Here is a 25,367-nt window from a genome sequence, read left to right on the forward strand (position 1 = left end):
CCGCACGGAAGGCGGACCGATGGCGAAGGAAGCCAAGCAGGCCAAGCACGGACTCCCGTTGGGGATCGACGTGGGTGGCAGCGGCATCAAGGGTGCGCCCGTCGACCTGGCGAAGGGCTCCTTCGCGTCGAAGCGGATGAGGATCGACACCCCCACGCCCTCGACCCCCGAGGCCGTCGCTGCGGTGATCGACCAGATCGTCGACCACTTCGACGACGTCCGAGGCGACTCCCCCATCGGCGTGACCATCCCCGGGGTGGTGACCCACGGCATGGTCCGGTCCGCCGCCAACATCGACAAGTCCTGGCTCGACTTCGACGCCGAGCCGATGCTCGAGAAGGTCCTGGGCCACGACATCGTCCTGGTCAACGACGCCGACGCCGCAGGGGTCGCCGAGCTGCACTACGGCGCTGCCAAGGGCCAGAAGGGCCTGGTCGTCATGACGACGCTGGGCACCGGCATCGGCACGGCGCTGATCTACGACGGCGTGCTCATCCCCAACTCCGAGCTCGGGCACCTCGAGATCGACGGCTTCGACGCCGAGTCGCGCGCGGCCTCCTCCATCAAGGACAAGGAAGACCTCTCGTACCCCGTGTGGGCCGAGCGCCTGCAGCGCTACTACAGCCACCTCGAGGCCCTGTTGTGGCCCGACCTCATCGTGGTCGGTGGCGGAGTGTCCAAGGACGCCGAGCAGTTCCTGCCGCTCCTCAAGCTCAAGACGCCCATCGTGCCGGCGACGCTGGAGAACAAGGCGGGGATCATCGGCGCTGCCCACCTCGCCGCCCACAAGTAGGCCAGCCCGCTCGAGGGACCCGGCGGCCGCCGCCGGGTCCTCAGCGCATCGCGACGAGGTCCTGCAGGAGCAGCGCCTGGCGACGACGGAACAGGTCGGCGCCCAGCCGGGTCCCGACCGCCAGCGCCACCCCGCCCAGCAATGGGCCGAGCACGAGCGCGGCCCAGGCCGCCCACTCCACGCCGAGGTATGCCGCGACCGCCAGTCCCAGCGCCGGGAGCGACAGCGTCCACACCGCAACGCCGCAGACGGCCTGGACGCCGAGCGTCACCCCGGCCGACCCCGGACGGCTGGTGAACGGGTTCTCGCCCGGTGCCGGCACGGCATACTGCTTCACCGCGCTGGTGACGCAGGCCACCGCGAAACCGTTGAGCGCCAAGGCGCAGGCAGTGCCGAAGATCGCCGGCAGCATGCGCCACGGCGCGCCGAACACGGGTCCCAGCAGGCAGTAGACGGGGATGCAGACCACGGCCATCAGTCCTGAGGGGAAGAGCCGGCCCAGCCGGTCGCTGACCCCGTCGACCCCCGAGGCGACGTGCAGCCAGAACGCCGTGGAGTCGTAGCCGACGTCGTTGTGCTGTCCCCAGCCGATGAGGTAGGCCGACGCCAGAGGCATCCCGAGGAGGGCCGCCTGGGACCCGGAGCCGAGGCCCGGGATGAGCAGCCCGGCCGGCAGCAGGATGGTCATGATGGCCGGGACGTTGAAGCGGGGGTCGCGGACCCAGTAGGTGCCGGCCCGTGCCGCGATCGCGCCCATCGGGGTCGCCGGGAGCCTCCCGAAGAGCCCCAGTCCCGCCGAGACCTTGCCGCCGTCCGCGGAGGCCGACCGCGGGTTGCGCAGGACGGAGATGAGGAGCCGTTCCCAGACCACGAGGAGGACCAGGACGAGTGCAGCAGCCAGGGCGAGGTGCGTGAGCCCCGTGCTCCACTCCCCCAGGGTGAAGTCGCCGGCCGCCGCCCAGGCCCAGCCCAAGGGGGTCCAGGCCAGCACGTGGGCCGCGCTGTCCAGGGTGGAGCGGTCGATGCCCCCGTCGGAGAGCCCGCCGATCAGCGGGCCGGCCACGATGAACAGCAACAGGCCCCCGACCCCCGCCACATCGCGGCCGCGACGGGTGGCGAGGACGGCCGCGGCTGCTGCGGTGACGATCCTGCTGAGGAGGACACAGGTCAGCAGGCCGAGCAACCCACCGACGAGCGCGGCCACGGTGGCGGACACCGAGCGCGAACCCGCCACCACGGTCCCGAGCACCAACAGGATCGTGGCGACCCCCGGCAGCCCGACCAGGGCCGTGAGGACCAGGCCGACCGCCAGCGTCCGCTCTCGGACGGCGAAGGTCGCGAACCTGGTGGGGTCGAGGGTCGGGTCGACCCCGAAGAGGATGATCGGCAGCAGTGACCAGCCGGCCACGAGCACCGACCCCGTCACCACGACGACCGACCCGGGGAGCTCGAGGTCGCCCTGCGCGCGCAGCGCCACCAGACCGGCGAGGGCGAGCACCACGAACCCACCGCCGTAGATCACGCCGATCACCATTCCCACGACCGCCGCGACGCTGCGCCGCAGGCCGTTGCGCAGCAGGTGGAGCTTCAGTCGGACGAGGTGCGCAACCACGCCAGCCCCTCCACGGTCGTGCTGCCGCCGACGAGGTCGAGGAACCGGTCCTCCAGGCTCGCGCCGGCTCGGACCTCCTCCAGGGCGCCCGAGGCACGCACGACGCCGGCGGCGATGATCGCCACGTCGGTGCAGATCCGCTCGACGAGGTCCATCACGTGGCTCGAAAGGACCACGGTCCCGCCGTTGGCCGCGAAGTCCTCGAGGATGCCCCGGATGGTCCGGGCGGACACCGGGTCGACGGCCTCGAACGGCTCGTCGAGGACCAGCAGGCGGGGGGCGTGGATGAGGGCGCAGGCGAGGGTGATCTTCTTGGTCATGCCCGCGGAGTAGTCGATGACGAGCTTGTCCTTGGCGTCGGTCAGCCCCAGGGCCGCGAGGAGCTCGGCGGTGCGCTCCGCGACGAGCTGGCGGTCCATGCCGCGCAACAGGCCGGCATACGTCACCAGCTGCTGGCCGTTGAGGCGGTCGAACAGGCGCAAGCCGTCGGGGAGGATGCCGATCTGGGACTTGGCGGCGACCGGGTCGTCCCAGACGTCGACGCCGAGCACGTGGGCCGTGCCGGAGTCCGGGCGCAGCAGCCCGGTCGCCATCGAGAGCGTCGTGGTCTTGCCCGCTCCGTTGGGGCCCACGAGGCCGTAGAACGAGCCCCTGGGCACATCGAGGTCGAGGTGGTCGACGGCGGTGGTCTGGCCGAAGCGCTTGGTCAGCCCGCGCAGGCCCAGGGCGACCTCGGGCACTCGCGTGGTCACGGGCGTGGCCCCTGCGGCTGGCTCGGTGGTGGTCTGCGGGTCCGACATGGGACGACGCTAACCCGTCACCGCTGTCGCGCGACGAGCATTGCCTTCTTCGGCACGTTCTTCTCGACCGTGTAGCGCCGCGGCTTGTCCGCGTCGCGCTCGGCGTAACCCATCTTCTCCAGGCGCATGAGCACCACAGGACAGAGCGCGCAGCGGGGCTTGTCCTTGCAGCACTTCTTCTTCGCCTTGGCGACCTTGGCTCCCTTGGGGGCCTTGGAGTTCTTGGGCACGGAAGGAGAGTAGGTGAGGCTAACCTAAGAACAAAATCCGACTCGCCCCGTGGACGGACGACTGGGCCTGGTCAGCCGGCGGCGAACTCCTGCGGCTCTCCCCCGGCGAGGTCGTGGATCCGCGTCTCCTTCGACCCGAGGTTGCCCGCCTGGGTGAGGTAGAGGGTGCGGCCTGCTGCGTTGAGCAGCCCGTCGTGCACCGGGATCGCGTGCGGGGCGGCCAGCCGGCGCAGGAAGGCCGTCATCTCGCGGCTGCGCGCCCACGGGGCGTTGAGGGGAAAGGCCAGCACGTCGACCCCCTCGGGCTCGGCGTCGAGGGAGTCACCGGGGTGGAAGAAGGTGGGCTCGCCGTCGGCGCTGATCCGCATCCCGGTGTTGTGGATCCGGGGGATCTCTTCGTGGATGAGGGCGTGCAGCTCCCCCACGCCCGTCACGGTCACCGACCCGACCGTGGCGGTGTCGCCCGCAGCGAACGCCGTCACGTCGATGCCCTTGTCCCGCAGGATCGCCGCGGTGTCGGGGTCGGTGACGACCTGCGCACCCGGGTTCGCCTTCAGCAGGTCGGGCAGCCGCTCCTGGTCGAGGTGGTCCGGGTGCTGGTGCGTGACGAGCACCGCGTCGAGGTCGCGCAGCTCCTGGGCCGCCGGCGACCAGGCGCCGGGGTCGAGCAGGAGGCGGGTGTCCGCGACCTCGAGCAGCAGGCTGGCATGACCGAGGTGGGTGATTCGCATGGACCCACGGTATGCCGGGTGGCCGGCCCGGCCCACTCGGCGGACCCGCGCACGGGCCCTTCACAGCCTTCCGACGTGACCTCGCGCCGACTCCAAAACGGCAGCCAGGTCGACTCCGTAGGCCGAGCGTCCGGTCGCAGCGAATGCCGTCAGCCGCTCCGCGGCACGGTCGAAGAGCCGGTCGGCTCCCACCTGGTTGCCGCGGGCCGCATGGGTCATGGCGACGCAGACCTGGGCGAGCCCCTGCCACAGGTCGCGTTCCTCGACCGGTCCGGCCTTCCACCGCGCCTCCAGCACCTCGTGGGCGGAAAACGGTCGTCCTGCTCCCACGAGCTCCCGAGCTGCCGCGAGAGTCTCCTCGGGGGGCAGCGGCTCCTCCGAGACCGGCTCGACACCTTCAGCGCCATAGGGCAGCGGTCGGCCCAGGGCGTCACGCGGCCTGGCCTGGCGGGCGCGGCCGGTGGTGTCCCTGTCACGATCAGAGTCAGTCATGCGACCAGTCTCCCAAGGAGCGGCGTCGGGTGCCCAGTGCACGGCCCGAGCAGCGCGACTCATCCGTTCGCCCGTCGACGTCGAGCCGTCGGCGCGCTTGAGTGGTTCCGTGTCGAATGCCTCTCCCGTCACGACGGCACGGGAGGTCGAGCGGACCTACCTGATGCTGCTCCTCGGCAACACCCTTGCCCAGGCGCTGATCTGGGGCATCAACACGATCTTCCTGCTCGACGCCGGCCTGTCGAACCTCGAGGCCTTTGCGGCGAACGCCTTCTTCACCGCGGGCATGGTGATCTTCGAGGTGCCCACCGGGGTGGTGGCCGACACGATCGGTCGCCGCGCGTCGTACCTGCTCGGCACGATCACGCTCAGCGCGGCCACCCTGGCCTACGTGGCGCTCTGGCACTGGCACTCGCCGTTCTGGCTGTGGGCCCTGGCGTCCATCGGGCTCGGACTGGGCTTCACCTTCTTCTCGGGCGCGGTCGAGGCATGGCTCATCGACGCCCTGGCCGCGGTCAACTTCACCGGCACCGTCGAGTCGGTGTTCGGCCGCGGTCAGGTCGTGGGCGGGGCCGCGATGCTGGTCGGCTCGCTCGGCGGCGGCGTCATCGCCCAGCACACGTCGGTCGGGGTGCCCTTCGTGCTGCGCGCGGCGATCCTCGCGGTGATGTTCCTCTTCGCGTCGGTCGTGATGCACGACATCGGCTTCACACCCGACCCGCGCGGCCGCCCGCTCGCCGAGATGCGGCACATCGTGGCGACCTCGGTGGACCTCGGGTGGCGGGTGCCCGCCGTCAAGTGGTTGATGGTCGAGTCGCTGTTCACCGGTGGTGTCGCCATCTACGCGTTCTACGCCCTGCAGCCTTACCTCTTGGAGCTCTACGGCGACCCGCACGCCTACCAGATCGCCGGCCTCGCAGCGGCGATCGTGGCCGGGGCCCAGATCCTCGGGGGCCTGCTCGGTCCCCGGCTGCGCCACTTCGTCCACCGCCGGACGAGCGCCCTGGTCGCGATCTCGGTCCTGGGGACCCTTTCCCTCGCGCTGATGGGGCTCCTGCAGAGCTTCTGGGTCGTCATCACCCTGGTGAGCGTGTGGGGTCTGCTCTTCGCGGCGGCGATGCCGATCCGCCAGACCTACCTCAACGGCCTGATCCCCTCCAAGCAGCGCGCCACGATCCTGTCGTTCGACTCGCTCATGGGCTCCAGCGGTGGGGTCTGGGGCCAGCCGGTCCTCGGCAAGTCTGCTGACGTGTGGGGCTACGGACCGTCGTACCTGGTCGGCGCTGCGATCTCTGCACTGGCGGTGCCCGCACTCCTGCTCTCACGGCGCCAGAACGCCCCTGCCGACCGGGTCACGTCCAGCCCCACCACGCCCGGTGTCGCCCCCACCGCCCCCGCCTGACCACGACCGCGGCAGTGCCCGGGCCGAGGTGGGGTGGATGAGTCGGTCGATACGCCGGGTTCTGTCACCGCTGGTCGTTGCCGGCCAGCGGGAGACGGTCATCCATCTAGGACAGCCGTTGCCGACTGCCTCTAGCGCCCTACCCGTGCACTCGGGCGGGCCGCCCTCGAACGTGCACTGTCTGAGCTTGCTCCAGGTGGGGTTTACCTAGCCGGACCAGTCACCTGGCCCGCTGGTGGTCTCTTACACCACCGTTTCACCCTTACCGCGGTGCCTGTCCGGCCGGAGCCGGGTGGTCCACCGTGGCGGTCTGTTCTCTGTGGCACTGTCCCGCGGGTCACCCCGGGTGGCCGTTAGCCACCACCTTGCCCTTCGGAGCCCGGACGTTCCTCGGCGGTGATTGCTCACCGACGCGACCGCCTGACCGACTCATCCGTCGCCAAGGATAGGGCAGGTATGCCGCGCGGCCCGCCACGCGGCATACCCCGCCTCGCGTCCTCCCCTGTTGGAAGCGAAACGCCCGGCAATCCGGAAGTAGTTGCTCGCACTCGGGAAGCGACGGCCAAGGCCTCGGCGACCTGACCCAGGAACGCTGCAGTTTCGAGGCGCAGCCCCACCAGGTCGATCGCGAGGGTGATCTCACCACCGATCTGCAGCGCGTTGCGCCTGAGGTTGTCCACCGTGACGGCGAGCCCTTGCCGATGCTGGGCGCCGTCGATCTCGGCGACGACACCGTGCTCCTCCCAGGCGACGTCGAGGTAGATCCGTCCCCTGGGTCCATGCCGGACCACCTGCCGGGTCGGCGCTGGAATCCCCCACGCCCGGCACATGCGAGCGAAGTCGAGCTCGCCCAGGGCCTGCGCCCCATCGGCCACGTCGCGGACCAGAGTCGTGATGAAAGCCCGACGCGTTCTGCCGTGGCAGCGCGACGATGTCGCCAGCAGGGCGGACCCCGTGACCAGGCGCTGCTGGGCAGCCAGGCACACGATGAGTGCAGCCTGTCTGTCAGAGACCGCCCAGTGCGCTCCGCGAATGGCGGCGATCGGCGGGCGAACCCGAGGGATGCCGGCGCCCAGCAGGTCGCCCTCGTCGCGGGCACAGACCACGTGCACTCGCACTCCGGAGACGGGGGGAGGGCGATGCGTGGCGGGTACTGACACGTGGATGACGTCCGTCTGGTACCCCGTCAGCCCGGCGGCCTGGAGGGCCGAGACGCCGTCGAGCGCGGCGCCTGCGCCAACCTCCCAGATGGCGCGCCACCGATGGGCCACCACTGACAGCACGCCGTTGTGGAGCGCGACCGTGTGCCGTCCGTGCGAGCGCCAGCGGCCCGCTGCAACCTCGCGGCTGGTCGCCTGGCGCGTGATGCCAAGCGCGAGAAGGCCGCTACGGGTCATGACCCCGTCGTGTCGATCTGCGGCAGCGACGGCCCGCCGACGAAGTTCGGTTCGCGTTTGTGCAGCCATCGCTCCAGCATTCGCACCTCGGCCCTCCCCGCCCATAGGTCGGCCCGGCGATGGTGCACAGCGGCTTCCGTGGATGGGACCGGTGGACAGGGCGACGATTCGGTGCCGTTCCTTCCGGATATCCGGAAGGAACGCTTCCAACAGGGCGAGAGGGGCGAGCTGGGTCAGTGCATGATCTCGAAGTGCACGGTGCCGGTCGCGACGGTGGCCTCGGTGAGCCGGACCTTGACGGTGGTGCCGAGCTCGGCCTGCCCGGCGGCGTTGGCGAGCACGGCGGGGTCCTGGATCTGCACGACGGCCCCGCCCTTCTCGCGCTGGTCGACGACCACCGCGTCGAACACCTCGCCGACCCGGTCCTCGAGGGCCGCGGCCTCCACTGCGTCGGCGCAGGCGCGCTCCACCCCGCTGGCCACCTTGTCCGAGGCGGCCATCACCTCGGGCAGCGACGGCAGCGCCGCACGCGCCCAGGCAGGCACCTCCGCGCCCGAGCTGACCGCCTCGCAGATGGCGAGCCCGAACCGGTCGACGAGCCGGCGCAACGGCGCGGTGACGTGGGCGTAGGGGGAGGCGACCGCCGCGTGCTCGGTCTGCTCGGGGAGCTCCCCGTCGAACGGCGTGTAGCCGGCTCCACGGAAGAGCGACGTCGCCTCGTGGATGAGCGCGAGGTGCTTGGGGTTGGTGCGGTCGAGGGTGCGCAGGAACTCGCCGTAGGGCGTGCCCTTCTGCCACTCGACCCCGAGCGCGCGGCTCGCGTGGCGGAACCGGCCGACGGCGTTCTGGTCGGGGGCCGGCATGGTGCGCAGGATGCCGACCTTGGCCTTCATCATCATCTCGGCCGCGGCCATGCCGGTCATCAGCGAGATCTGCGCGTTCCAGTCCTCGACCTCCAGCGGTGGCCGGAAGTAGAGCCGGTAGTGGCCCTGGTCGTCCTCGTTGACCTCCTGCTCGGGCATCGGCAGGCTCGCGCCACCCCGGCGACGCTCGAACTCGATCCGCTTCAGCCCGACCTCCTTGAGCAGCAGGAGCCGCTCGTCGGCCGAGCCGTCGTCGATGGCCTTCTGCACTCCTTCGTAGTCCAGCCGGTCGGTGCTGCGCACCATCGCGCGGTAGACCACGACGTCGGTGCCCTCGCCGTCGGGCTTCAGGGTCATGTCCCAGACGAACGCCGGGCGGGTCTGCCCGGCGAGGAGGCTGGCGGCGTCCTCACTGAGCACCGGCGGATGGAGCGGGGTGCGCTGGTCGGGGGCGTAGATGGTCTGGCCGCGGCGACGGGTCTCGGCGTCGACGGCTCCCCCGGCGCGGACGAAGGCGGGCACGTCGGCGATGGCGTAGCGGACGCGGTAGCCGTCACCGGCACGCTCGATGTGCAGGGCCTGGTCGAGGTCCATCGACCCCGCCGGGTCGATGGTGAGGAACGGCAGGGCGGTCTCGTCGCGCTCGGGCAGCTCGGGGGCGTCCGCGGCAGCCTTCGCCTCGGACTCCACCTCGGGCGGGAACGCCTCGGGGACCTTGAGCTCGGCACGGATGGCGTCGAACCTCGCGACCAACGCTGCGGACTGCTCGACGGTCTGCTCGCGGGTGGGTTCCTGGACGTGGATGCTGCGCTTGGGCATGACCCCAACCTAACCAGCACCCACCGCCCGGAGCCGTCGGCGAACCGCCGGACCGCTGGTCCTAGGCTGTCCGTGTGCTCATCCTGCTGCCTCCGTCGGAGTCGAAGACCGGGCGCACCCGGGGCCGGTCGGTGGTCCCCGAGCACCTGTCCTTCCCCGAGCTCGCGCCGACCCGCCAAGCCGTCGCCGACGCGGTCGCCAAGGTGAGTGCGCACCCCGACGCGGCAGCCACGCTGGGCGTCAGCGCCAACCTCACCGCCGAGATCGCCCGCAACCTCGTGCTGCACACCGCGCCGGCCCTGCCCGCCTCCCGCGTCTACTCCGGGGTGCTCTACGACGCGCTCGGCTACGCCGACCTCGACCCCGCTGCGAAACGCCGGGCCAACCGCTGGATCGTCGTCGTCTCGGCCCTCTACGGTGCCGTCCGACCCACCGACACGATCGCGCCCTACCGCCTCTCGATGGCCGTGAACCTCCCCGGCGTCGGACCGCTCGCGAGCGCCTGGAAGCCCGAGCTCACCGGCGTCCTTCCCCAGGTCGCCGGCCGTGGCGTCGTGGTCGACTGCCGCTCCAGCACGTATGCCGCGGCGTGGACGCCCACGCGCGACCTCGCCGACCGCTGGGTGCAGGTCCGGGTCCCGGGCGCCACCCACATGGCCAAGCACACGAGGGGCCTCGTCGCCCGCGAGCTGTGCCGCGTGGGACGCGACGTCCGGCGGGTGCCCGACCTCGCCACGGTGCTCGAGGAGTCGTTCGACGTCGAGCTCACGCCGCCGGGCAAGGCTGGGCGGCCCTGGGTCATCGACACCACTGCACGCGCGTGACGCAGGCGCCGCGGTCGCTGCGGTCGTCCCGGTCGACGCGGTGAACGCCGCCGAGCTGGGCGATGTCCTGCTGCGGGTGCTCCCGGTCCTCATCTTCTTCGTGGCGATCACCGTGCTGGCCGAGATCGCCGACGCCGCAGGGGTTTTCGACGTCGCGGGTCATTGGGCGTCCCGGGCCGGACGGCACCGTACGCCGGTGTTGTGGCTGCTGTTCGTCCTCGTCGCGGTGGCGTGCACCGTCGTCCTCAGCCTCGACACGACGGCGGTACTGCTCACCCCGGTCGGGCTGGCGATCGCCGCCCAGCTCGGCATCTCCCCCGTGCCGTTCGCCCTGACCACCCTGTGGATCGCCAACACGGCCAGCCTTATGCTGCCGGTATCCAACCTCACCAATCTCCTTGCCCTGCATCACTTCGAGCTGCTTGGTGTGGGGCACACGGGGTACGTCCGGCTGGCCGTGCTGCCCGCCGTTGCTGCGGTGGTCGGCACGGTGCTGGTCCTCTACGTCCTGCACCGGCGCGAGCTCGCAGGGCGCTACCTGCCCGACGCCCCGCCCGACCCGCACGACCAGGTCCTCCTGCGGGTCTCGGCCGCGGTGTGCGTGGCCGTCGGTCCGCTCTTCGCGGTGGGGCTGCCCCCGGCCTGGGTCTCGGGGGTGGCCGCCGTCGTCCTGGTCGTCGCAGCCTGGTCGCGCGACCGCGACCTCGTGCGCCACCTCACCGTGCCGTGGAAGATGGCGCTGGCGGTGGCCGCGCTCTTCGTCGTGATCGACGCCGCGCTCCAGCTGGGCCTCGAGCCCGCCCTCGCGTCGCTGGCCGGCGACGGCACCTCGGCCGCGGACCTGGCGCAGGTGGCCGGTGCGGGAGCGGTCGCGGCCAACGCCGTGAACAACCTGCCCGCCTACATCGCCCTCGAGGCCGTGACCTCGGACGCCCCCCAACGACTGATGGCGCTGCTCATCGGGGTCAACGTCGCACCGTTGGTGACGCCGTGGGCCTCGCTGGCCACCCTGCTCTGGGCGCAGCGGTGCCGCGCGCGCGGCATACAGATCTCGATGTGGTCGCTCGCCGTCCAAGGGCTCCTGTGCGCTGTCGTGGCGGGCGGTCTGGCGCTGGGCGCCCTCGTCGTCAGCGCTTAGTCGGCCTTGGCTCGCCCGGTCGCGCGCGCGGTCAGTCGTCGAGGAGCCTGGCCAACGCCTGCTCGCGGCGACGGGCCACGACCCGCTCGTCACTGACGATCGCCGGCACCGGCGCGAGCATCACCACGAGGAGACACCAGGGCACCCCGACCCCGGAGGCGGCGAGGACGACCGCGAGCGTGAGCAGCACCAGGGCGGCGAGCCCGTTGCGCAGGGCCGCCTGGTCCAACCCGACGAGCAGGGCGTAGAGGGCGGCGAGACAGAGGCCGAACACCGCCACCGGCACCGCCGTGGCGAGGACGACCCCGACCGGGCCGAGCGTCGACTCGCCCTCGAGGTAGTAGGCGGCGACGTGCAGCCCGGCGCCTGTGGCGGCGATCGCCATGAAGACGGCGATGTGGCCGTAGCCCCAGCGGAAGCCGAGCCGGCGCCTGCGGTGCAGCACGTCAGCCGACGGGAGAGTGAAGTACAGCCACCACATGGTGAAGGCCAGACCGGTGCCGGCCAGACCCAGCACGACGACGTCGACGCTCAACCCGTGTTGTTCCTCCACGAGCACCGACAGCGCGGCGATGGTGCCGAGCAGGCACTCGCCGAGCGCGATGATGGCCAGCAGGCCGTGCCGCTCGGCGACGTGGTGCGCGTGCCAGGGCGTGCCACCGCGTCGACGCTCGGCGAACAGCGGCCCGCCGAGCTCCACGACGTAGAGCGGGAGCATCAGGACGAAGGTCTGCCAGGGTGTGGTGTGCACGGCGATGAGCACCACCCAGCCGACCTGTGCCAGGGCGATGGCCTTCGCGTAGGCCAGGCAGGCGGACCGACGGGCCGGGTCCTGCTTGGCGGCCCGCAGCCACTGGAAGACCATCGCGAGCCGCATGATCACGTAGCCGGCGACCATCAGGCCGTTGTCGAGGTGCTCGCCGTGCTCGAGCGAGGCGAACAGCGGCGGGATGCCGATGGCGAGGACGAGCACCCCGACCATCTGCACCATCGTGGTGACGCGGAACAGCCAGTCGTCGGTGTCGTAGGCCGAGGCGAACCAGGTGAAGTTGATCCACGCCCAGACGATCGCGAACATGCTGAAGACGAAGCCGACCAGCCCGCTGGAGAGGTGGTCGGCCGCGACGGCATGGGAGAACTGCGCGGAGGCCGCGCTGAAGGCGAGGACGAAGCTCAGGTCGAAGAACAGCTCGAGCGGCGTCGCGGTGCGGTGCGACTCGTCCTCGCTCCGACCGGTCATCCTGCTGAGCCGGTGCGTCGTGGCCATGCGGGCAGCCTAGGGGTGCGGCTCAGCCGAGCCCGCGGACGAGGTCCTCGATCACGTCCAGCGGATCCTCGAGGCCGACCGAGATCCGGACCGTACCGTCGGTGATGCCGACCGCAGCGCGCGCCTCGGGCGTGAGCCTGCGGTGGGTCGTGGTGGCCGGATGGGTCACCATCGACTTGGCGTCACCGAGGTTGTTGCTGATGTCGACGACGCGGAGCCCGTTCATGAGGGCGAACGCCTCGTCCTTGCCGCCGTCGATCTCGAACGTCACCACCGTGCCCCCACCCAGCATCTGGCGCCGGGCGAGGTCGTGCTGTGGGTGGGACGGCAGCCACGGGTAGAGCACCGTCGTGACGCGCGGGTGCGCCTCGAGGGCCTCCGCGACGGCCAGCGCGTTCGCGGCCTGCTTCTCGACCCGCAGCGAAAGGGTCTCCAGCCCCTTGACCAGGACCCACGCGTTGAACGGCGACATCGACGGACCGGTGTGCCGCATCAGGTTCTTGACCGGGCCGTTGACGAACTCCGCCGTGCCCAGCACCGCGCCACCCAGGGTGCGGCCCTGGCCGTCGATGTGCTTGGTCGCGGAGTACACGACGATGTCGGCGCCGTGGTCGAGCGGCTTGGAGAAGACCGGCGTGCCGAAGACGTTGTCGACGACCACCTGGGCGCCGGCCGCATGCGCGAGGTCGGACACCGCGCGCATGTCGACGAGCTCCTGCATCGGGTTGCTCGGCGTCTCGAAGAACACCGCCTGGGTCGGCACCGACAGCGCCTCGCGCCACTGGTCGAGGTCGGGCCCGTCGACGAACACCGTCTCCACGCCCCACCGCGGCAGGATCTCGTCGAGGATGACGAAGCAGGAACCGAACAGCCCGCGCGAGGAGACGACCCGGTCGCCCTGGCCCAGCAACGCGGCCAGCGCGACGAACACCGCCGACATCCCCGACGCCGTGGCGAAGCAGGCCTCGGCACCCTCCAGCTGGCGCAGCCGCTCCTCGAACATGGTGACCGTGGGGTTGCCGTAGCGGCTGTAGATGAAGTGGTCGACCTCGTCCTTGAACGCCGCCTCGGCCTGCTCGGCACTCTCGTAGACGAAGCCCGAGGTGAGGTAGAGAGCCTCGGCGGTCTCGTCGAAGTTGCTGCGCGCCAGTCCGCCTCGCACGGCGACCGTGTCGGGGCGGAACGTGGGGCCCTCCCCCGAGTCCGGGGTCAGCTCGCTCATCCCTGGCGCCACGGCAGTCCGGCGTTCTTCCACCCCGAGACGGCCCGGTGGTGGTGCTCGTCGTGCGGTCCCTCGAAGCCCTCTAGGACGTTGTAGGCCGGACCGAGCCCCGCTCGCGTCGCGGCCTTGGCGGCGGCAGCAGACCGCACGCCGGACCGGCAGATGAAGTAGATGGGGGCTCCGTCCGGCAGGCCCACGTCCTGGAGCTGCTCGACGAAGTCGCCGTTGACGGCTCCGTCGGGATAGCGCTGCCACTCGACACAGACCACGCGCTTGCCGAGCGCGCTCAGGTCGGGCAGCCCGACGTAGCTCCACTCGGCCCTCGTCCGCACGTCGACGAGGACCGCGTCGTCGTCGGCTGCCAGCGCGGCATACGCGTCGTCGGGGGTGACGTCTCCGGCATAGGTGCTCGACGCAGCGTTGGTGGCCCCGGCGTTGGTTGACTCCGCGCTCATGTCGCCCAGCGTAGGACTCTCGCCACATGGCGAGACGAGCGGCCCACGTCGTGGACGTCTCGCACGGGCATCGCGCGTATCGGCAGCCAGGCCCTGCGGCGCTTGTCCATGCAAAAGGCGAGTTAGCGCCGGTCGCAGGTCGCTCACTCGCCTTTTGTATGGATCAGCGCCGGGTGGTGACCACCGGTGCCGGCAATGGCAGGCGTGAGACGCGAGGCTACGTGCGGTTGGTGAAGGCGACCGAGACGTTGCCGTCCGGCCAGACCTCGAGCGCCGTCAGCGACCCGGGTGCCGCGGCAAGCCGCCAGACCTTGTCGTGCGGGATGCCCAGCACGTGCGCGAGCACGCACATGATCGGCTTGCGGTGGCACACGACGACGGTGGTGCCCCCTGCGGCGACGATGCGGTCGAACGCCGCCACCACCCGCGCGGCGAGCTGGTCGTGCGACTCCCCGCCCGGACGCGCGTAGGCCGGGTCGACCCGGAGCGCCGTGAGCGCGTCGGCCTGGTCGCGGACCAGGTCGGGGATGCTGGCGCCGTCCCAGTCGCCGAAGTCCTGCTCGTCCCAGTCGGGGTCGACCGCGGGCGTCACCCCGATGGCCTCCGCCACCGCCGCGCCGGTCTCCATGGCCCTCGCCAGTGACGAGGTGACCACGCGCGCCGGGGCGCCACCCAGCAGGTGGGCGGTCGCCCGGCCGGCGGCGGCGGCTTGCGCCTGCCCGGCGGTGTTGAGCGAGGGGTCGGAGCCCCCACGTCCGTCGAGGCGGGAGGCGACCGTGAAGTCGGTGACGCCGTGGCGCACGAGCACGATGCGGGTCGGCGTGCCCTCCCCCGGGCCGGGTGGGGCCGGGCTGGGCGCCGGGTCGATCACCTCGTCGACCACCTCGGCCACGGTCGCGTCATCAGCCGAGTCGCCCTCGCCGACGAGCATCCGGTCGATGGTCTTGCCGTCCATGCCGTCGTTGGACAACGCGTCGGCGTCCTTGTTCCGCTCACGCGGGATCCAGGTGAACGTGACCGATCCGCCGGCAGCGCTGATCTGCGCGGCCAGGTCGCGGGCCTCCAGCGCGAGCTGGCGCATGTCGGGGTGCTTGATCTTCCAGCGCCCGGCCATCTGCTCGACGACCAGCTTGGAGTCCATCCGCACCTCGACGTCGGCGCTCGCGTCGATCCGCAGCACCGCCCCGAGCCCGGCGATCAGGCCGGAGTACTCCGCGACGTTGTTGGACTCCTTGCCCAGCGGGGCAGCGCCCTCCCAGAGCACCCGGCCACTGGCACCGTCGCGCACCAGCGCGCCATAGCCCGCGACGCCAGGGTTGCCCCGGGAACCACCGTCCGCCTCGACGACGAGCGTGCGTCCAGTCATGCCGACACGGGTCAGAGGCCGGACTCGGCGGTGCGCACGAGGATCCGACGGCACTCCTCGCACCGGAGCAGCTCGTCCGCGGCAGCCGCCTTGATGCGGTTCATGTCAACGTTGTTGAGCTCGAGCTGGCAGCCACCGCACCGGCGCTGGCGCAGCGGCGCGGCACCGAGGCCACCGCTCTGCGCGCGGATCTTCTCGTAGAGGGCGACCAGGTCGTCGCCTACGCCGGCCACGATGTCGGCCCGCGGGGCGGCGACCTTGACGGCCTCGGCCTCGAGGTCGGCGAGCGCGGCGTCCCGGGCCTCCTGGGCGGCGGTCAGCTGCTCGGTGAGCGTGGCGCGCTCGGCGTCCAGCTGGGTGACCGCCGACTCGGCGTCCTCAGCGCGCTCCATGACCTCGAGCTCGACGTCCTCCAGCTCGGACTGTCGCCGGAGCAGGGAGGTGAGCTCGTGCTGGATCGCCTGGAGGTCCTTGGCGGAGCCGGCGCCGGCGTCGAGCCGGGCCTGGTCGCGCGCCGCGCGGTCGCGCACCAGCTGCACGTCGGCCTCGGCCTTGGCGACCTCGCGCTGGATGTCGCCCAGCTCCGTCCTGGCGCGCACCAGCAGGGAGTCGAGGCCCTCGGCCTTGGTCTCGAGGTCGGCCAGCCGGGCGTGCTCGGGCAGGCTCTTGCGGGCGTGCTCGATCTGGTCGAGACGGGTGTCTATCGCCTGCAGGTCGAGCAGTCGCCACTGACGGGACGGGTCGGCTTTCAGGACGTACCTCCAGGGCCAGCGGGCGGTTCGGCTCCGACCACGAAGTCCCACGGGTCGGTGCGCAGTGTTGAGATGTGGGTCTCCACCTTAGAGGTGCCGTCGCCGGTCGCCGCAATCGCCGTCCGCACCCGCTCCGCGGCACCGGCCAGCCACAGCGACTCGGTCGCCCAGTGCCCGGCGTCGACGATGTAGGGCGGGCCACCCCGGGCCTCCTCGCGCGCCTCGAGCACGGGGTGGTGACGCAGGTCGGCGGTGACGTAGACGTCGGCCCGACTGGCCCGGACGTGGTCGAACAGGTCGTCACCGGCACCCCCCATCACGGCGATGCGCTCGACGCGGGCGTCGGGTGGCCCGGCGACCCGGAGCCCACCCGGGGAGGGCGGCAGGGCGGCATACAGGGAGGCGGTGAACTCGGCCAGCGTGACGGGTGGGTTGAGCCGGCCCACCCGGCCCAGCGCCTGTCCCTCGACGACGGCGAGCGGCTCGACGTCGGTGAGGCCGCAGCCCTGGGCCAGCGCGTCGTTGACACCGGGCTGCGCGACGTCGGCGTTGGTGTGCGCCACGTAGAGCGCGAGGTCGTTGACCACCAACGCCGTGACCGTCGCGCCCTTGGCGCCGGTCGTGGCCACGCTGTGTATGCCGCGCAGCAGCAAGGGGTGGTGCGTCACCAGGAGGTCGGCCCCCAGGGCCCGCGCCTCCTCCACCACGGCGAGCGTCGGGTCGACGGCGAAGTGGATCCTGCGGACCGGCTGGCTGAGGTCACCGGCCACCAGCCCGACCTGGTCCCAGGACTGGGCGGTCGACGGTGGGTAGAGGTGGTCGAGCACCCGGACGACCTCGGCGAGGGTGGTGTGCATGTGGGCCCGGCCGGGCTCGAACCGACGACATCCACGGTGTAAACGTGGCGCTCTACCAACTGAGCTACAGGCCCCGTGTCGTCACGCCGCGGGAACGCCGCGATCGGACAGCGGCGTCATTCTGTCAGGTCACCGCGCGACGTGTGGTCAGCCGCGCAGCTCCGCCAGGGCGGCGTGGTAGCCGCTGAAGTCGCGGGGCTCGCCGATCTCGTTGACCAGGGACCAGCGCACGATCCCCTCGGTGTCGATGAGGAAGGTGCCGCGCAGCGCGGCGCCGGCCTGCTCGTTGAAGATGCCGTACTGCTGGGCGACCGCCCCGTGCGGCCAGTAGTCGGACAGGAGGGGGAAGAAGTACCCCTCCTTGTCGGCCCACGCACGCTGGCTGAACATGTGGTCACAGGAGGCGGCGAGCACCTGCACGTCGTCGCCGACGAACCCACCGAGGTCGTCGCGGATCTCACAGAGCTCACCCGTGCAGATGCCCGAGAAGGCGAACGGGTAGAACACCAGCACGACGTTCTTGGTGCCCCGGAAGTCGGCCAGCGAAAACGCCTGGCCGTTCTGGTCCCTGAGGGTGAAGTCCGGAGCCGGCGTGCCCACTGCGATCGGTGACGTCATGGTCGGCAGTCTGCCAGCGGGGTCAACGCCGTCCCGTCTTGGGTGCGACCAGCTTGGTCGCGGTCCAGTCGTCGCAGGCGTTGACGGTGCCCGAGGTGTGCAGGCCCGCCGTCGTGGCGGCCTCCTCGATGTCGCTCGCCTCGACGTGCCCGCGGCGGCCGGCCTTGAGCGTCAGCACGACGACCGAGCCCCCGTCGCCGAGGTTGGTCAGTGCGTCGACGACCGCGTCGACGAGGTCGCCGTCGTCCTTGCGCCACCAGATCAGCGACGAGTCGGCGACGTCCTGGTAGTCATCGTCCTCGAGGTCGGTGCCGGTGTGGTCCTCGATGGCGAAGCGGAAGTCGTCGTCGACGTCAGAGTCGTAGCCGAACTCCTGGATCACCTGTCCGGCGGTGAAGCCAAGTCGGCCCACCGATGTCTGCAGCGCAGATTGCGCTGGCGTGGTCACACCCTTCTCCATCCCCTCGAGTCGGTCAGTTGCAGGTAAGTCCATCGGGTTGGGCCGGGTTTTTCAACCGAGTCGCCGGAATACGCACAGTTTCCCACCGCGTGGACAGCCACGCCGGCGGGGTTAGGGTCGGAACCATGGCTGACCAGCAGCGTTCCGACGGGCACCCCGAGACCAGCACCGAGGCCCTGAGCGTCGTGGACCCGACCGGTGCGGTTGACGCCCACGAGCCCAAGCAGTGGGCCGCCGGGCTGCCGGCCGTGGCCAACTCCTTCCGCCACGGCATCGAGCAGATGGGGCTGCCGCGGACCGCGCGGGTCTTCGGCCGGCTCAACCAGGACCACGGGTTCGACTGCCCGTCGTGCGCGTGGCCCGACCCGGAGGCCGGTCACCGCCACGTCGCCGAGTTCTGCGAGTCCGGCGCGAAGGCGGTCGCGTGGGAGGCGACCAAGCGGCGGGTCGACCGCGACTTCTTCGCCAAGCACTCGGTGGCCGACCTCGACGCGCAGAGCGAGTGGTGGCTCGGGCAGCAGGGGCGGCTCACCGAGCCCATGCACCTGCGACCAGGCGGCTCCCACTACGAGCCGGTGTCCTGGGACGAGGCCAACTCGATCATGGCCCGCCACCTGCGAGCCCTCCCGTCCCCCGACGACGCGGTCTTCTACACCTCCGGGCGCACGAGCAACGAAGCGGCGTTCCTCTACCAGCTGATGGTCCGGGCCTACGGCACCAACAACCTGCCCGACTGCTCCAACATGTGCCACGAGTCCTCCGGGACCGCGATGAGCGAGCAGATCGGCATCGGCAAGGGCGCCGTCACGCTCGAGTCGCTGGAGCAGGCCGAGCTGATCGTCATCGCCGGGCAGAACCCCGGCACGAACGCCCCACGCATGCTGACGCACCTCGAGCGGGCGAAGGAGAACGGCGCCGTCATCGTGGCGGTCAACCCACTGCCCGAAGCCGGGCTGATCCGGTTCAAGAACCCCCAGTCCCCGCGCGGCCTGGTCGGCGCGGGCACGGCGCTCGCCGACGACCACCTGCAGATCCGGCTCGGGGGTGACCACGCGCTGTTCCGGGCCGTGGGTCACCTGCTGGTCGCGGCCGAGCTGGCTGCCCCCGGCACCGTCGTCGACCGCGCGTTCGTCGAGGCGCACACCGCAGGCTACGACGCCTACGTCGACGCCGTGCGCGAGATCGACTGGGACGCAACGGAGCTCGCGACCGGGCTCCAGCGCTCTGAGATCGCGGCGCTGGCCCAGCGCTTCACCGAGTCGAGGGCCACCGTCGTCTGCTGGGCCATGGGCCTGACCCAGCACGTGCACGCCGTCATGACGATCCAGGAGATCGTGAACGTCCTGCTGCTCCAAGGCAACATCGGCAAGGACGGAGCGGGACCGTGCCCGGTCCGCGGCCACTCGAACGTGCAGGGCGACCGCACGATGGGGATCTGGGAGCAGATGCCCCAGTCGTTCCTCGACGCGCTCGGCGCCGAGTTCGGCTTCACCCCTCCGACCGCGCACGGCGTCGACGCGACGGCCACCGTCCAGCGACTGCGCGACAAGTCGGTGCGCGTGTTCGTCGGCATGGGCGGCAACTTCGCGATGGCCACGCCCGACACTCCCGTGGTCCACGAGGGCCTGCGCGCGTGTGACCTGACGGTGCACGTGTCCACCAAGCTCAACCGCTCGCACACCGTGACCGGCACGGAGGCACTGATCCTGCCCTGCCTGGGCCGCACCGACCGCGACTCCACGCCGAAGGGCGACCAGGGCGTCACCGTGGAGGACTCCCAGGGGCAGGTGCACCTCTCACGAGGGCGGCTCGACCCGCCCTCGGAGCACTGCCGGTCCGAGGTCGCGATCGTGGCCGGCCTCGCCCACCGGATCGTGCCCGGGGTCGGGACGATCGACTGGCGGGCGCTCGGCGAGGACAACGACCTCGTCCGCGACCGCATCTCCCGCGTCGTCCCGAACTTCACCGACTACAACGACCGGGTCCGCGAACCGGGCGGGTTCCTGCTCCCCCACAAGCCGCGCGACCTGCGTGAGTTCGACACCCCGAGCGGCAAGGCGGAGTTCCTCGCCGGGACCGTGCCCCAGCTCGAGGTGCCCGAGGACCGCCTGCTGCTGCAGACGATCCGCAGCCACGACCAGTTCAACACCACCATCTACGGCCACGCCGACCGCTACCGCGGCATCTCCGGCAACCGCCGGGTCGTCCTGGTGAACCCCGACGACCTCCACCGGCTCGGGTTCCATGCCGGTCAGGTGGTCGACGTGGTGAGCGAGTTCGAGGGCGTCGACCGGCGGGCCGAGGGCTTCACCCTCGTCGCCTACCCCACCGCCGCCGACTGTGCTGCGGCCTACTACCCCGAGACCAACGTGCTCATGTCGGCCGACCACGTCGCACTGCGCTCGAACACCCCGGTGGCCAAGGCGCTGGTCGTCCGCTTCGAGGCTCGCCAGCCCTAGACCCGCTGCCGGGCGCGGCTGGAGCGCAGCACCTGCTCGTTGAGCAGCCGGACCGCGTCGGGTTCGTCGAGGTGGGCGACGGTCGGTGACACCGGACCGACCGTGGAGACGATGCGGACGGTGGCCACGCCCCTGCGGCGCTGCACCGGCCCCTGCTCCACCTTCAGCGACTGGATCCGGGCGTGGGGCACGAACTGCGCCGCGCGGTACCACGCGCCCCGGCGCGTCAGCAGCCCGTCGGGCAGCACGGCATACCCCTGACGGCTCCAGCTGAGCGGGTCGAGGCGGCGGGCCCGAGCGGTCGAGGTGACGAAACCCTCCGCCGTTCCCTGCCCTTCCAGCGCGGCCAGGGCCGCGTCACGGGGTATGCCGGGGTGCACGAGGGTGAGCACGCGCAGGGCCTCCTCGCGGTTGCCCACCGGCATGAGGACGGTTTGCGTCTCGGCGTCACCGGTGCCTGCGCCGGCGACGTTGACCTGGATGCGCCACCAGCCGGTGAGCCGCCACGGCAGCGACTGGCTGACCTCGACCGCCTGGATGCGGTGCACCGGCACCGTCGTGGTGCGCAGGTCGGTGAGGCCGTGCCGGATGCGCAGGCGGTCGCCCTGGTGGACCAGCTCGAAGTTGCACTCCTGGGTGAGCCGCTTGAGGTGGGCGCTGCCGATCGCGAGGGTCATCGGGCCGAGCCAGGCCACCATCTCGGGCACCCCCAGCGCGACCGAGAGCACCAGCGCGGGCACCGCGACCACGATGGCCAGGCCGGGACCGCTGTAGAGGACCGACTGCAGGATCCGAGCGTTGGGGATGGCCAGCACCCGGTCGCCAGCCGGGGCGGGCGCCGGCAGGTCGGCGTAGTCGGCCTCGGTGAGGCCCGACGCGTCGACGCCGACCCGGCCCGCGACGCCGTCGGCTGCCGAGGCCCACGAGCCGGTGGCCTCGTCGCTGCGGCCGGCCAGCGCCATCAGCTGCTCGCGCACCTGCTGGGCCTGCGCGTCGGTGAGGAAGGAGAGCTTGAGGTGGGAGTCCTTTCCACCCGCGGACTGGACCACGACCTCCGACAGCCCGGTCAGGCGCGCGAGCAGCGGACGCCCGAGGTCGACGGCCTGGATGCGGTCGAACCGCACCTGCCGGTGCTGGCGGAAGAGCACTCCGGTGCGCAGCTCGATCAGCGTCTCGGCGACCCGGAAGCGCGAGAAGCGCCACGACACCCACGCCCCCGCGATGATGGCGAGCAGGACCACGACGACCCCGATGGCTGCGAGGCCCAGGTGGCCCTGGGTGGGGTCGTCGCGATCGGCACCGAACAGCGAGTCCGCCTGCTGCGACACGATGTAGGCCAGCACCGCCAGGAAGGCGATCCCACCCCTGAGCAGGGGCGAGAGCGGGTGCAGGTGCCGCCACTCCCCCGAGTCGTCGCCGGGGCGAGCAGCTCCCGGCTCCTCGGTGGTCACAGACCGGCCCGCTGCGACTCGCCTCGGGCGGCCAGCCGCTCGCGCAGCGCCTCCGCCTCGGCCGTCGGCAGCCCCGGGATCTGGCCGCCGCTCTGGGGCGACGCGGTGTGCAGCTCGACCGTCGCCATGTCGAACCGGCGCTCCAGCGGCCCGGACTGCACGTCGACGAACTGCAGCCGGCCGTACGGGACGCTGACGAGGGTGCGGAACATCCGGCCGCGGCGCACCACCAGCTCCTCGGCCCCCTCGGCCCAGGTGATCGCCGGGACCTGTCGACGGATCAGCCAGGTGCCGAAGGCGAGCGCGGCCGCGACGACGAGCGCTCCGATCCAGAAGCCCTTCCACACGAACGCCGCGAGCCCGAGCAGCGCCAGCAGGAGCGGCACCAGGAACACGGAGAGGACGAGCAGCCGCGCCGTGGCGAGCTTGGGTGACACCGGCCGCCACGGCATACCGGCGTCGCCGAAGAGGCGCACCTCGGTCGGGGACGGGGGCTGGTCGTGCGGGGCGTCGCTCACCCCTCCAACTTATCCGGCGACCCCTCGCGCCCGGCATCCACCGCGCGGCATACATTGCAGGCGTGGGACGGGTGACGAGGCGGACGCCAGCGGTCAGGGTCGAGGTGACCCCGGACGGTGTGCGCACCACCGCGCGCCCGGACACGCTCGCCGTCGAGGAGCCGTTGGAGATCCGGGTGGGTGGCAGGTCCGTCACCGTGACGATGCGTACCCCTGGCGACGACTTCGACCTGGCGCTGGGCAACCTGCTCACCGAAGGGGTGCTGCGCCGGGGCGACGACGTGGCCCAGCTGATGCACTGCCTCGACGAGGACGAGTCCGGCTCCCCGACGTACAACGTCGTCGACGTCACGCTCGCCCCCGGGGTCGTGCCCGACCTCGATCGGAGCGCCCGCACCGGCTACCAGACCAGCGCCTGCGGCGTGTGTGGCAAGACCAGCATCGACGCCATCACCGCCACGAGCCCGTATGCCGTGGCCGACGATCCCGTCGTGCTCTCACCGGTGGTGGTCGCCGGGCTGCCCGACGCGATGCGGGCCAGCCAGAGGGTCTTCGACAAGACCGGGGGGCTGCACGCCGCCGGGATCTACACCCCCGACGGGGAGGCCCTGGTCGTGCGTGAGGACGTCGGCCGCCACAACGCCGTCGACAAGGTGATCGGCTGGGCCGCCCGCCAGGCGCGACTGCCACTCACGGGACACGTGCTGGTGGTCAGCGGCCGAGCCAGCTTCGAGCTGGTGCAGAAGGCGGTGATGGCGGGCCTGCCCGCCCTCGTCGCGGTGTCCGCGCCGTCGTCCCTGGCGGCAGAGCTCGCGGAGCAGAGCGGGCTGACGCTGGTCGGCTTCGCCCGGGCGCCGCGGCTGACCGTCTACGCCGGCGCCCACCGGCTCGGGCTCTAGCCCTGGAAGGGCCTCTGGCTCCGGCTCTGGCCGGGTCGGGGATCAGGCCCCCCTGTCCTCCGCGTCTTCGGGGAAGACGTCGACGACGACGACCTCGACACCCGCCGCCTCGAAGGGGCGGATCTGCTGCGGTGTCGCGCTGTCGTCGGTCACCAGGGTCCAGCGGGCCGGCATGACAGCCCAGGCGTGGAACGGCGCCTCCCCGAGCTTGGCGCCGTGGGCCAGGACGTAGACGTGGTCGGCCCGGCTCATCATGAGCTCCTTGAGCCGGGTCTGCTCCAGGTCCTTCTCGCAGATGCCGCGATCGGCGCGCACGCCGTCGGCACCGATGAAGGCCCGGTCGAAGGACATCCGCTCGAGGGCCGCCTCGGTGACCGGCCCGACGAAGCTCTGGCTCACGGTGCGCAGCCGTCCGCCGAGGAGGATCACCTCGATGTCCTCCGCGTCGGTGAGGGCCTCGAGCGAGGTGAGGCCGATGGTCGCCACCGAGAGCCCGCGGAAGTGCTTGAGCTCGGCCGCGAGTGCGGCGTTGGTCGACCCACCGTCGAGCACGACGTTCTCGCCAGGGATGACCTGGGCCGCGGCCCAGGCGGCGATGGCCTGCTTGGCCTCGTGCGCCTCGCCCAGGCGCTGTCGCAGGGACGCCTCGGGGTGTGGCTCGAGGCTGAGCGCCCCACCGTAGGTGCGGGCCAGCTTGCCCTGGGCGGTGAGCAGGGCCAGGTCACGACGGATGGTCGAGGCGGTCACCCCGAGCCTGGCCGAGAGCTCCTCGACGCTGGTCAGCCCGTGGGACGCCGCGAGCCGAGCGATCTCGTTGCGGCGGTGCTCAGACCGTGACCGTGCCATCAGTGGCGCACCCTATCCGAGATCATCTGGTCACCGAGCCGGTTCCGGGGTGGTGGTCGCGGTGGGTGCGGTGGGGGTCGGCGCCATCTCGGCCGCCAGCCGCAGGGCCTCGACCATCGACCGGTGGTCGGCGATCCCCTTGCCCGCGATGTCGAACGCGGTGCCGTGGTCGACCGAGGTGCGGATCACCGGAAGTCCGACGGTGATGTTGACGCCCGCCTCGAGGCCGAGGATCTTCACCGGCCCGTGGCCCTGGTCGTGGTACATCGCGACGACCAGGTCGTAGTCGCCACGCCCGGCGAGGAAGAACAGGGTGTCCGCCGGCAGCGGGCCCACGACGTCGATGCCGTCGGCCTGCGCGGCGAGGACACCGGGGGCGATCTTGTCCTCTTCCTCACCGCGTCCGAACAGGCCACCCTCGCCGGCGTGGGGGTTGATCCCGCACACGCCGATCTTCGGCTCGCTCACCCCGGCGTCGACGAGGGCGCCGTAGCCGCGGCGGATCGTGCGCTCGACCAGGCCGGGCTCGATGCGGTCGACGGCGTCGACCAGACCGATGTGGGTGGTGACGTGGATGACCCGCACCCGCGGTGTCGCCAGCATCATCGACACCTCGGTGGTGCCGGTCAGCTTGGCCAACAGCTCGGTGTGGCCCGGGAAGATGTGCCCTCCCGCGTGGAGCGCCTCCTTGTTGAGGGGCGCGGTGCAGATGGCCTGCACCTGGTGCGCCATCGCCAGCTCGGACGCGACCCGCACGTAGTGGTAGGCCGCGTCGCCGGCGACCGCGGACAGCTCACCGAAGGGCAGGTCCTCGGGGATCAGCCCCAGGTCGATGACGTTGATCCGACCGGGGACGAACTCGCACTCGGAGACGTCGGCGACCGTGACGATGTCGGGCTCGAGCCCGACGAGCTCGGCCGCTCGACGCAGCCTGGCGGCGTCGCCGACCACCACGCAGTTCGAACGACCCGCGCACTCGGGGTCGAGCAGGGCGCGCACGATCACCTCGGGGCCGATGCCGGCGGCATCCCCCATCGTGACGGCAATGCTGGGCAGGACGGTCATCGTGGCTCCTAGGTCAGGTGTGCGTTCGAGA

General features: G+C 71.6%; 24 protein-coding genes, 1 tRNA gene and 1 other RNA gene. 6 read left to right on the plus strand and 20 right to left on the minus strand.

Going from position 1 to position 25,367, the window contains the following annotated elements:
• Positions 1-19: 19 nt before the first annotated feature.
• Positions 20-793: a polyphosphate--glucose phosphotransferase gene (gene ppgK, locus ACXJKD_RS19455; RefSeq protein ID WP_457256590.1), complete on the plus strand. Its 774-nt coding sequence runs from the start codon at positions 20-22 to the stop codon at positions 791-793.
• A 40-nt stretch (positions 794-833) separates the two neighbouring features.
• Here ppgK and ACXJKD_RS19460 read toward each other — a convergent pair whose 3' ends face one another.
• The 5 genes from ACXJKD_RS19460 to ACXJKD_RS19480 all read right to left on the minus strand — a co-directional run bounded on the left by ACXJKD_RS19460 (position 834) and on the right by ACXJKD_RS19480 (position 4,658).
• Positions 834-2,405, minus strand: a complete 1,572-nt coding sequence (locus ACXJKD_RS19460) for a hypothetical protein (protein WP_457256592.1) — start codon at positions 2,403-2,405, stop codon at positions 834-836.
• Positions 2,381-3,205 carry an ABC transporter ATP-binding protein gene (locus ACXJKD_RS19465; RefSeq protein WP_457256593.1) on the minus strand — a complete coding sequence of 275 codons (825 nt, stop codon included), beginning with the start codon at positions 3,203-3,205 and terminating at the stop codon, positions 2,381-2,383. The genes ACXJKD_RS19460 and ACXJKD_RS19465 overlap by 25 nt, the downstream gene beginning before the upstream one ends.
• Positions 3,206-3,222: 17 nt before the next feature.
• A complete protein-coding gene (locus ACXJKD_RS19470) occupies positions 3,223-3,435 on the minus strand; it encodes a hypothetical protein (RefSeq protein ID WP_457256595.1) in 213 nt (70 codons plus the stop codon).
• Between the two features lie 71 nt (positions 3,436-3,506).
• Complete coding sequence (locus ACXJKD_RS19475; protein WP_457256597.1) at positions 3,507-4,166, minus strand: MBL fold metallo-hydrolase; 660 nt, start codon at positions 4,164-4,166, stop codon at positions 3,507-3,509.
• Positions 4,167-4,226: 60 nt separating this feature from the next.
• Positions 4,227-4,658 carry a DUF309 domain-containing protein gene (locus tag ACXJKD_RS19480; RefSeq protein ID WP_457256598.1) on the minus strand — a complete coding sequence of 144 codons (432 nt, stop codon included), beginning with the start codon at positions 4,656-4,658 and terminating at the stop codon, positions 4,227-4,229.
• A gap of 109 nt (positions 4,659-4,767) precedes the next feature.
• Between ACXJKD_RS19480 and ACXJKD_RS19485 the strand changes: the two genes are divergently transcribed.
• Positions 4,768-6,060, plus strand: coding sequence for an MFS transporter (locus tag ACXJKD_RS19485; RefSeq protein ID WP_457256599.1), 1,293 nt, complete (start codon positions 4,768-4,770; stop codon positions 6,058-6,060).
• Positions 6,061-6,094: 34 nt separating this feature from the next.
• On the opposite strand, the gene rnpB is transcribed toward ACXJKD_RS19485, so the two are convergent.
• Together rnpB and ACXJKD_RS19495 are read right to left on the minus strand one after the other, a co-directional pair.
• An RNA gene (gene rnpB / locus ACXJKD_RS19490) (RNase P RNA component class A) lies at positions 6,095-6,492 on the minus strand.
• A gap of 1,198 nt (positions 6,493-7,690) precedes the next feature.
• A complete protein-coding gene (locus ACXJKD_RS19495; protein WP_457256601.1) occupies positions 7,691-9,139 on the minus strand; it encodes an RNB domain-containing ribonuclease in 1,449 nt (482 codons plus the stop codon).
• Between the two features lie 74 nt (positions 9,140-9,213).
• Between ACXJKD_RS19495 and ACXJKD_RS19500 the strand changes: the two genes are divergently transcribed.
• Together ACXJKD_RS19500 and ACXJKD_RS19505 are read left to right on the plus strand one after the other, a co-directional pair.
• Positions 9,214-9,963, plus strand: a complete 750-nt coding sequence (locus ACXJKD_RS19500) for a YaaA family protein (protein ID WP_457256603.1) — start codon at positions 9,214-9,216, stop codon at positions 9,961-9,963.
• Positions 9,950-11,101, plus strand: coding sequence for an SLC13 family permease (locus tag ACXJKD_RS19505; protein WP_457256660.1), 1,152 nt, complete (start codon positions 9,950-9,952; stop codon positions 11,099-11,101). The genes ACXJKD_RS19500 and ACXJKD_RS19505 overlap by 14 nt, the downstream gene beginning before the upstream one ends.
• A 31-nt stretch (positions 11,102-11,132) precedes the next feature.
• Here the strand turns inward: ACXJKD_RS19505 and ACXJKD_RS19510 are convergent, their stop codons facing one another.
• From ACXJKD_RS19510 to ACXJKD_RS19550, 9 genes are all read right to left on the minus strand, one after another.
• Entirely contained in the window at positions 11,133-12,368 is a 1,236-nt protein-coding gene (locus ACXJKD_RS19510; protein WP_457256604.1) for a low temperature requirement protein A, read from the minus strand.
• Positions 12,369-12,390: 22 nt separating this feature from the next.
• The gene (locus ACXJKD_RS19515) at positions 12,391-13,590 is read right to left on the minus strand and encodes an O-succinylhomoserine sulfhydrylase (RefSeq protein WP_457256605.1); all 1,200 of its coding nucleotides are present in this window, start codon (positions 13,588-13,590) and stop codon (positions 12,391-12,393) included.
• Positions 13,587-14,045 (minus strand): rhodanese-like domain-containing protein, encoded by a 459-nt coding sequence (locus tag ACXJKD_RS19520; RefSeq protein WP_457256606.1) that lies wholly within the window; start codon positions 14,043-14,045, stop codon positions 13,587-13,589. The genes ACXJKD_RS19515 and ACXJKD_RS19520 overlap by 4 nt, the downstream gene beginning before the upstream one ends.
• 217 nt (positions 14,046-14,262) lie before the next feature.
• The gene (locus tag ACXJKD_RS19525; protein ID WP_457256608.1) at positions 14,263-15,411 is read right to left on the minus strand and encodes a bifunctional RNase H/acid phosphatase; all 1,149 of its coding nucleotides are present in this window, start codon (positions 15,409-15,411) and stop codon (positions 14,263-14,265) included.
• Positions 15,412-15,422: 11 nt separating this feature from the next.
• Complete coding sequence (locus ACXJKD_RS19530; RefSeq protein WP_457256661.1) at positions 15,423-16,163, minus strand: zinc ribbon domain-containing protein; 741 nt, start codon at positions 16,161-16,163, stop codon at positions 15,423-15,425.
• Positions 16,160-17,020 (minus strand): Nif3-like dinuclear metal center hexameric protein, encoded by an 861-nt coding sequence (locus ACXJKD_RS19535; RefSeq protein WP_457256609.1) that lies wholly within the window; start codon positions 17,018-17,020, stop codon positions 16,160-16,162. The genes ACXJKD_RS19530 and ACXJKD_RS19535 overlap by 4 nt, the downstream gene beginning before the upstream one ends.
• A 1-nt stretch (position 17,021) precedes the next feature.
• Positions 17,022-17,094, minus strand: a tRNA-Val gene (locus tag ACXJKD_RS19540).
• A 73-nt stretch (positions 17,095-17,167) separates the two neighbouring features.
• A complete protein-coding gene (locus ACXJKD_RS19545; RefSeq protein ID WP_457256610.1) occupies positions 17,168-17,638 on the minus strand; it encodes a peroxiredoxin in 471 nt (156 codons plus the stop codon).
• 22 nt (positions 17,639-17,660) lie between these two features.
• Complete coding sequence (locus ACXJKD_RS19550) at positions 17,661-18,086, minus strand: DUF3052 domain-containing protein (RefSeq protein WP_457256612.1); 426 nt, start codon at positions 18,084-18,086, stop codon at positions 17,661-17,663.
• A gap of 137 nt (positions 18,087-18,223) precedes the next feature.
• Between ACXJKD_RS19550 and ACXJKD_RS19555 the strand changes: the two genes are divergently transcribed.
• Positions 18,224-20,557, plus strand: coding sequence for an FdhF/YdeP family oxidoreductase (locus ACXJKD_RS19555; protein ID WP_457256614.1), 2,334 nt, complete (start codon positions 18,224-18,226; stop codon positions 20,555-20,557).
• On the opposite strand, the gene ACXJKD_RS19560 is transcribed toward ACXJKD_RS19555, so the two are convergent.
• Positions 20,554-22,008: a PH domain-containing protein gene (locus ACXJKD_RS19560; protein WP_457256616.1), complete on the minus strand. Its 1,455-nt coding sequence runs from the start codon at positions 22,006-22,008 to the stop codon at positions 20,554-20,556. The two genes, ACXJKD_RS19555 and ACXJKD_RS19560, sit on opposite strands and share 4 nt — an antisense overlap.
• Entirely contained in the window at positions 22,005-22,526 is a 522-nt protein-coding gene (locus ACXJKD_RS19565; RefSeq protein WP_457256617.1) for a PH domain-containing protein, read from the minus strand. Before ACXJKD_RS19565 ends, ACXJKD_RS19560 begins: the two co-directional genes overlap by 4 nt.
• Positions 22,527-22,597: 71 nt before the next feature.
• On the opposite strand from ACXJKD_RS19565, the gene fdhD reads away from it, so the two are divergent.
• The gene (gene fdhD / locus ACXJKD_RS19570; RefSeq protein WP_457256662.1) at positions 22,598-23,425 is read left to right on the plus strand and encodes a formate dehydrogenase accessory sulfurtransferase FdhD; all 828 of its coding nucleotides are present in this window, start codon (positions 22,598-22,600) and stop codon (positions 23,423-23,425) included.
• A gap of 42 nt (positions 23,426-23,467) precedes the next feature.
• On the opposite strand, the gene ACXJKD_RS19575 is transcribed toward fdhD, so the two are convergent.
• Both ACXJKD_RS19575 and pdxA read right to left on the minus strand, forming a co-directional pair.
• On the minus strand, positions 23,468-24,271 hold the full coding sequence (locus tag ACXJKD_RS19575; protein WP_457256619.1) for a DeoR/GlpR family DNA-binding transcription regulator: 804 nt from the start codon (positions 24,269-24,271) through the stop codon (positions 23,468-23,470).
• A 30-nt stretch (positions 24,272-24,301) separates the two neighbouring features.
• Positions 24,302-25,336, minus strand: coding sequence for a 4-hydroxythreonine-4-phosphate dehydrogenase PdxA (gene pdxA, locus ACXJKD_RS19580; RefSeq protein ID WP_457256621.1), 1,035 nt, complete (start codon positions 25,334-25,336; stop codon positions 24,302-24,304).
• Between the last annotated feature and the right edge of the window lie 31 nt (positions 25,337-25,367).

The organism is Pedococcus sp. P5_B7, assembly GCF_054049895.1.

Bases quoted from the DNA above. Each gene is read 5' to 3' on its own strand.
- ppgK (WP_457256590.1), top strand. From the start codon at position 20: ATGGCGAAGGAAGCCAAGCAGGCCAAGCACGGACTCCCGTTGGGGATC.
- ACXJKD_RS19465 (WP_457256593.1), bottom strand. From the start codon at position 3,205: ATGTCGGACCCGCAGACCACCACCGAGCCAGCCGCAGGGGCCACGCCC.
- ACXJKD_RS19475 (WP_457256597.1), bottom strand. From the start codon at position 4,166: ATGCGAATCACCCACCTCGGTCATGCCAGCCTGCTGCTCGAGGTCGCG.
- ACXJKD_RS19480 (WP_457256598.1), bottom strand. From the start codon at position 4,658: ATGACTGACTCTGATCGTGACAGGGACACCACCGGCCGCGCCCGCCAG.
- ACXJKD_RS19495 (WP_457256601.1), bottom strand. From the start codon at position 9,139: ATGCCCAAGCGCAGCATCCACGTCCAGGAACCCACCCGCGAGCAGACC.
- ACXJKD_RS19510 (WP_457256604.1), bottom strand. From the start codon at position 12,368: ATGGCCACGACGCACCGGCTCAGCAGGATGACCGGTCGGAGCGAGGAC.
- ACXJKD_RS19515 (WP_457256605.1), bottom strand. From the start codon at position 13,590: ATGAGCGAGCTGACCCCGGACTCGGGGGAGGGCCCCACGTTCCGCCCC.
- ACXJKD_RS19520 (WP_457256606.1), bottom strand. From the start codon at position 14,045: ATGAGCGCGGAGTCAACCAACGCCGGGGCCACCAACGCTGCGTCGAGC.
- ACXJKD_RS19525 (WP_457256608.1), bottom strand. From the start codon at position 15,411: ATGACTGGACGCACGCTCGTCGTCGAGGCGGACGGTGGTTCCCGGGGC.
- ACXJKD_RS19535 (WP_457256609.1), bottom strand. From the start codon at position 17,020: ATGCACACCACCCTCGCCGAGGTCGTCCGGGTGCTCGACCACCTCTAC.
- ACXJKD_RS19545 (WP_457256610.1), bottom strand. From the start codon at position 17,638: ATGACGTCACCGATCGCAGTGGGCACGCCGGCTCCGGACTTCACCCTC.
- ACXJKD_RS19555 (WP_457256614.1), top strand. From the start codon at position 18,224: ATGGCTGACCAGCAGCGTTCCGACGGGCACCCCGAGACCAGCACCGAG.
- ACXJKD_RS19575 (WP_457256619.1), bottom strand. From the start codon at position 24,271: ATGGCACGGTCACGGTCTGAGCACCGCCGCAACGAGATCGCTCGGCTC.
- pdxA (WP_457256621.1), bottom strand. From the start codon at position 25,336: ATGACCGTCCTGCCCAGCATTGCCGTCACGATGGGGGATGCCGCCGGC.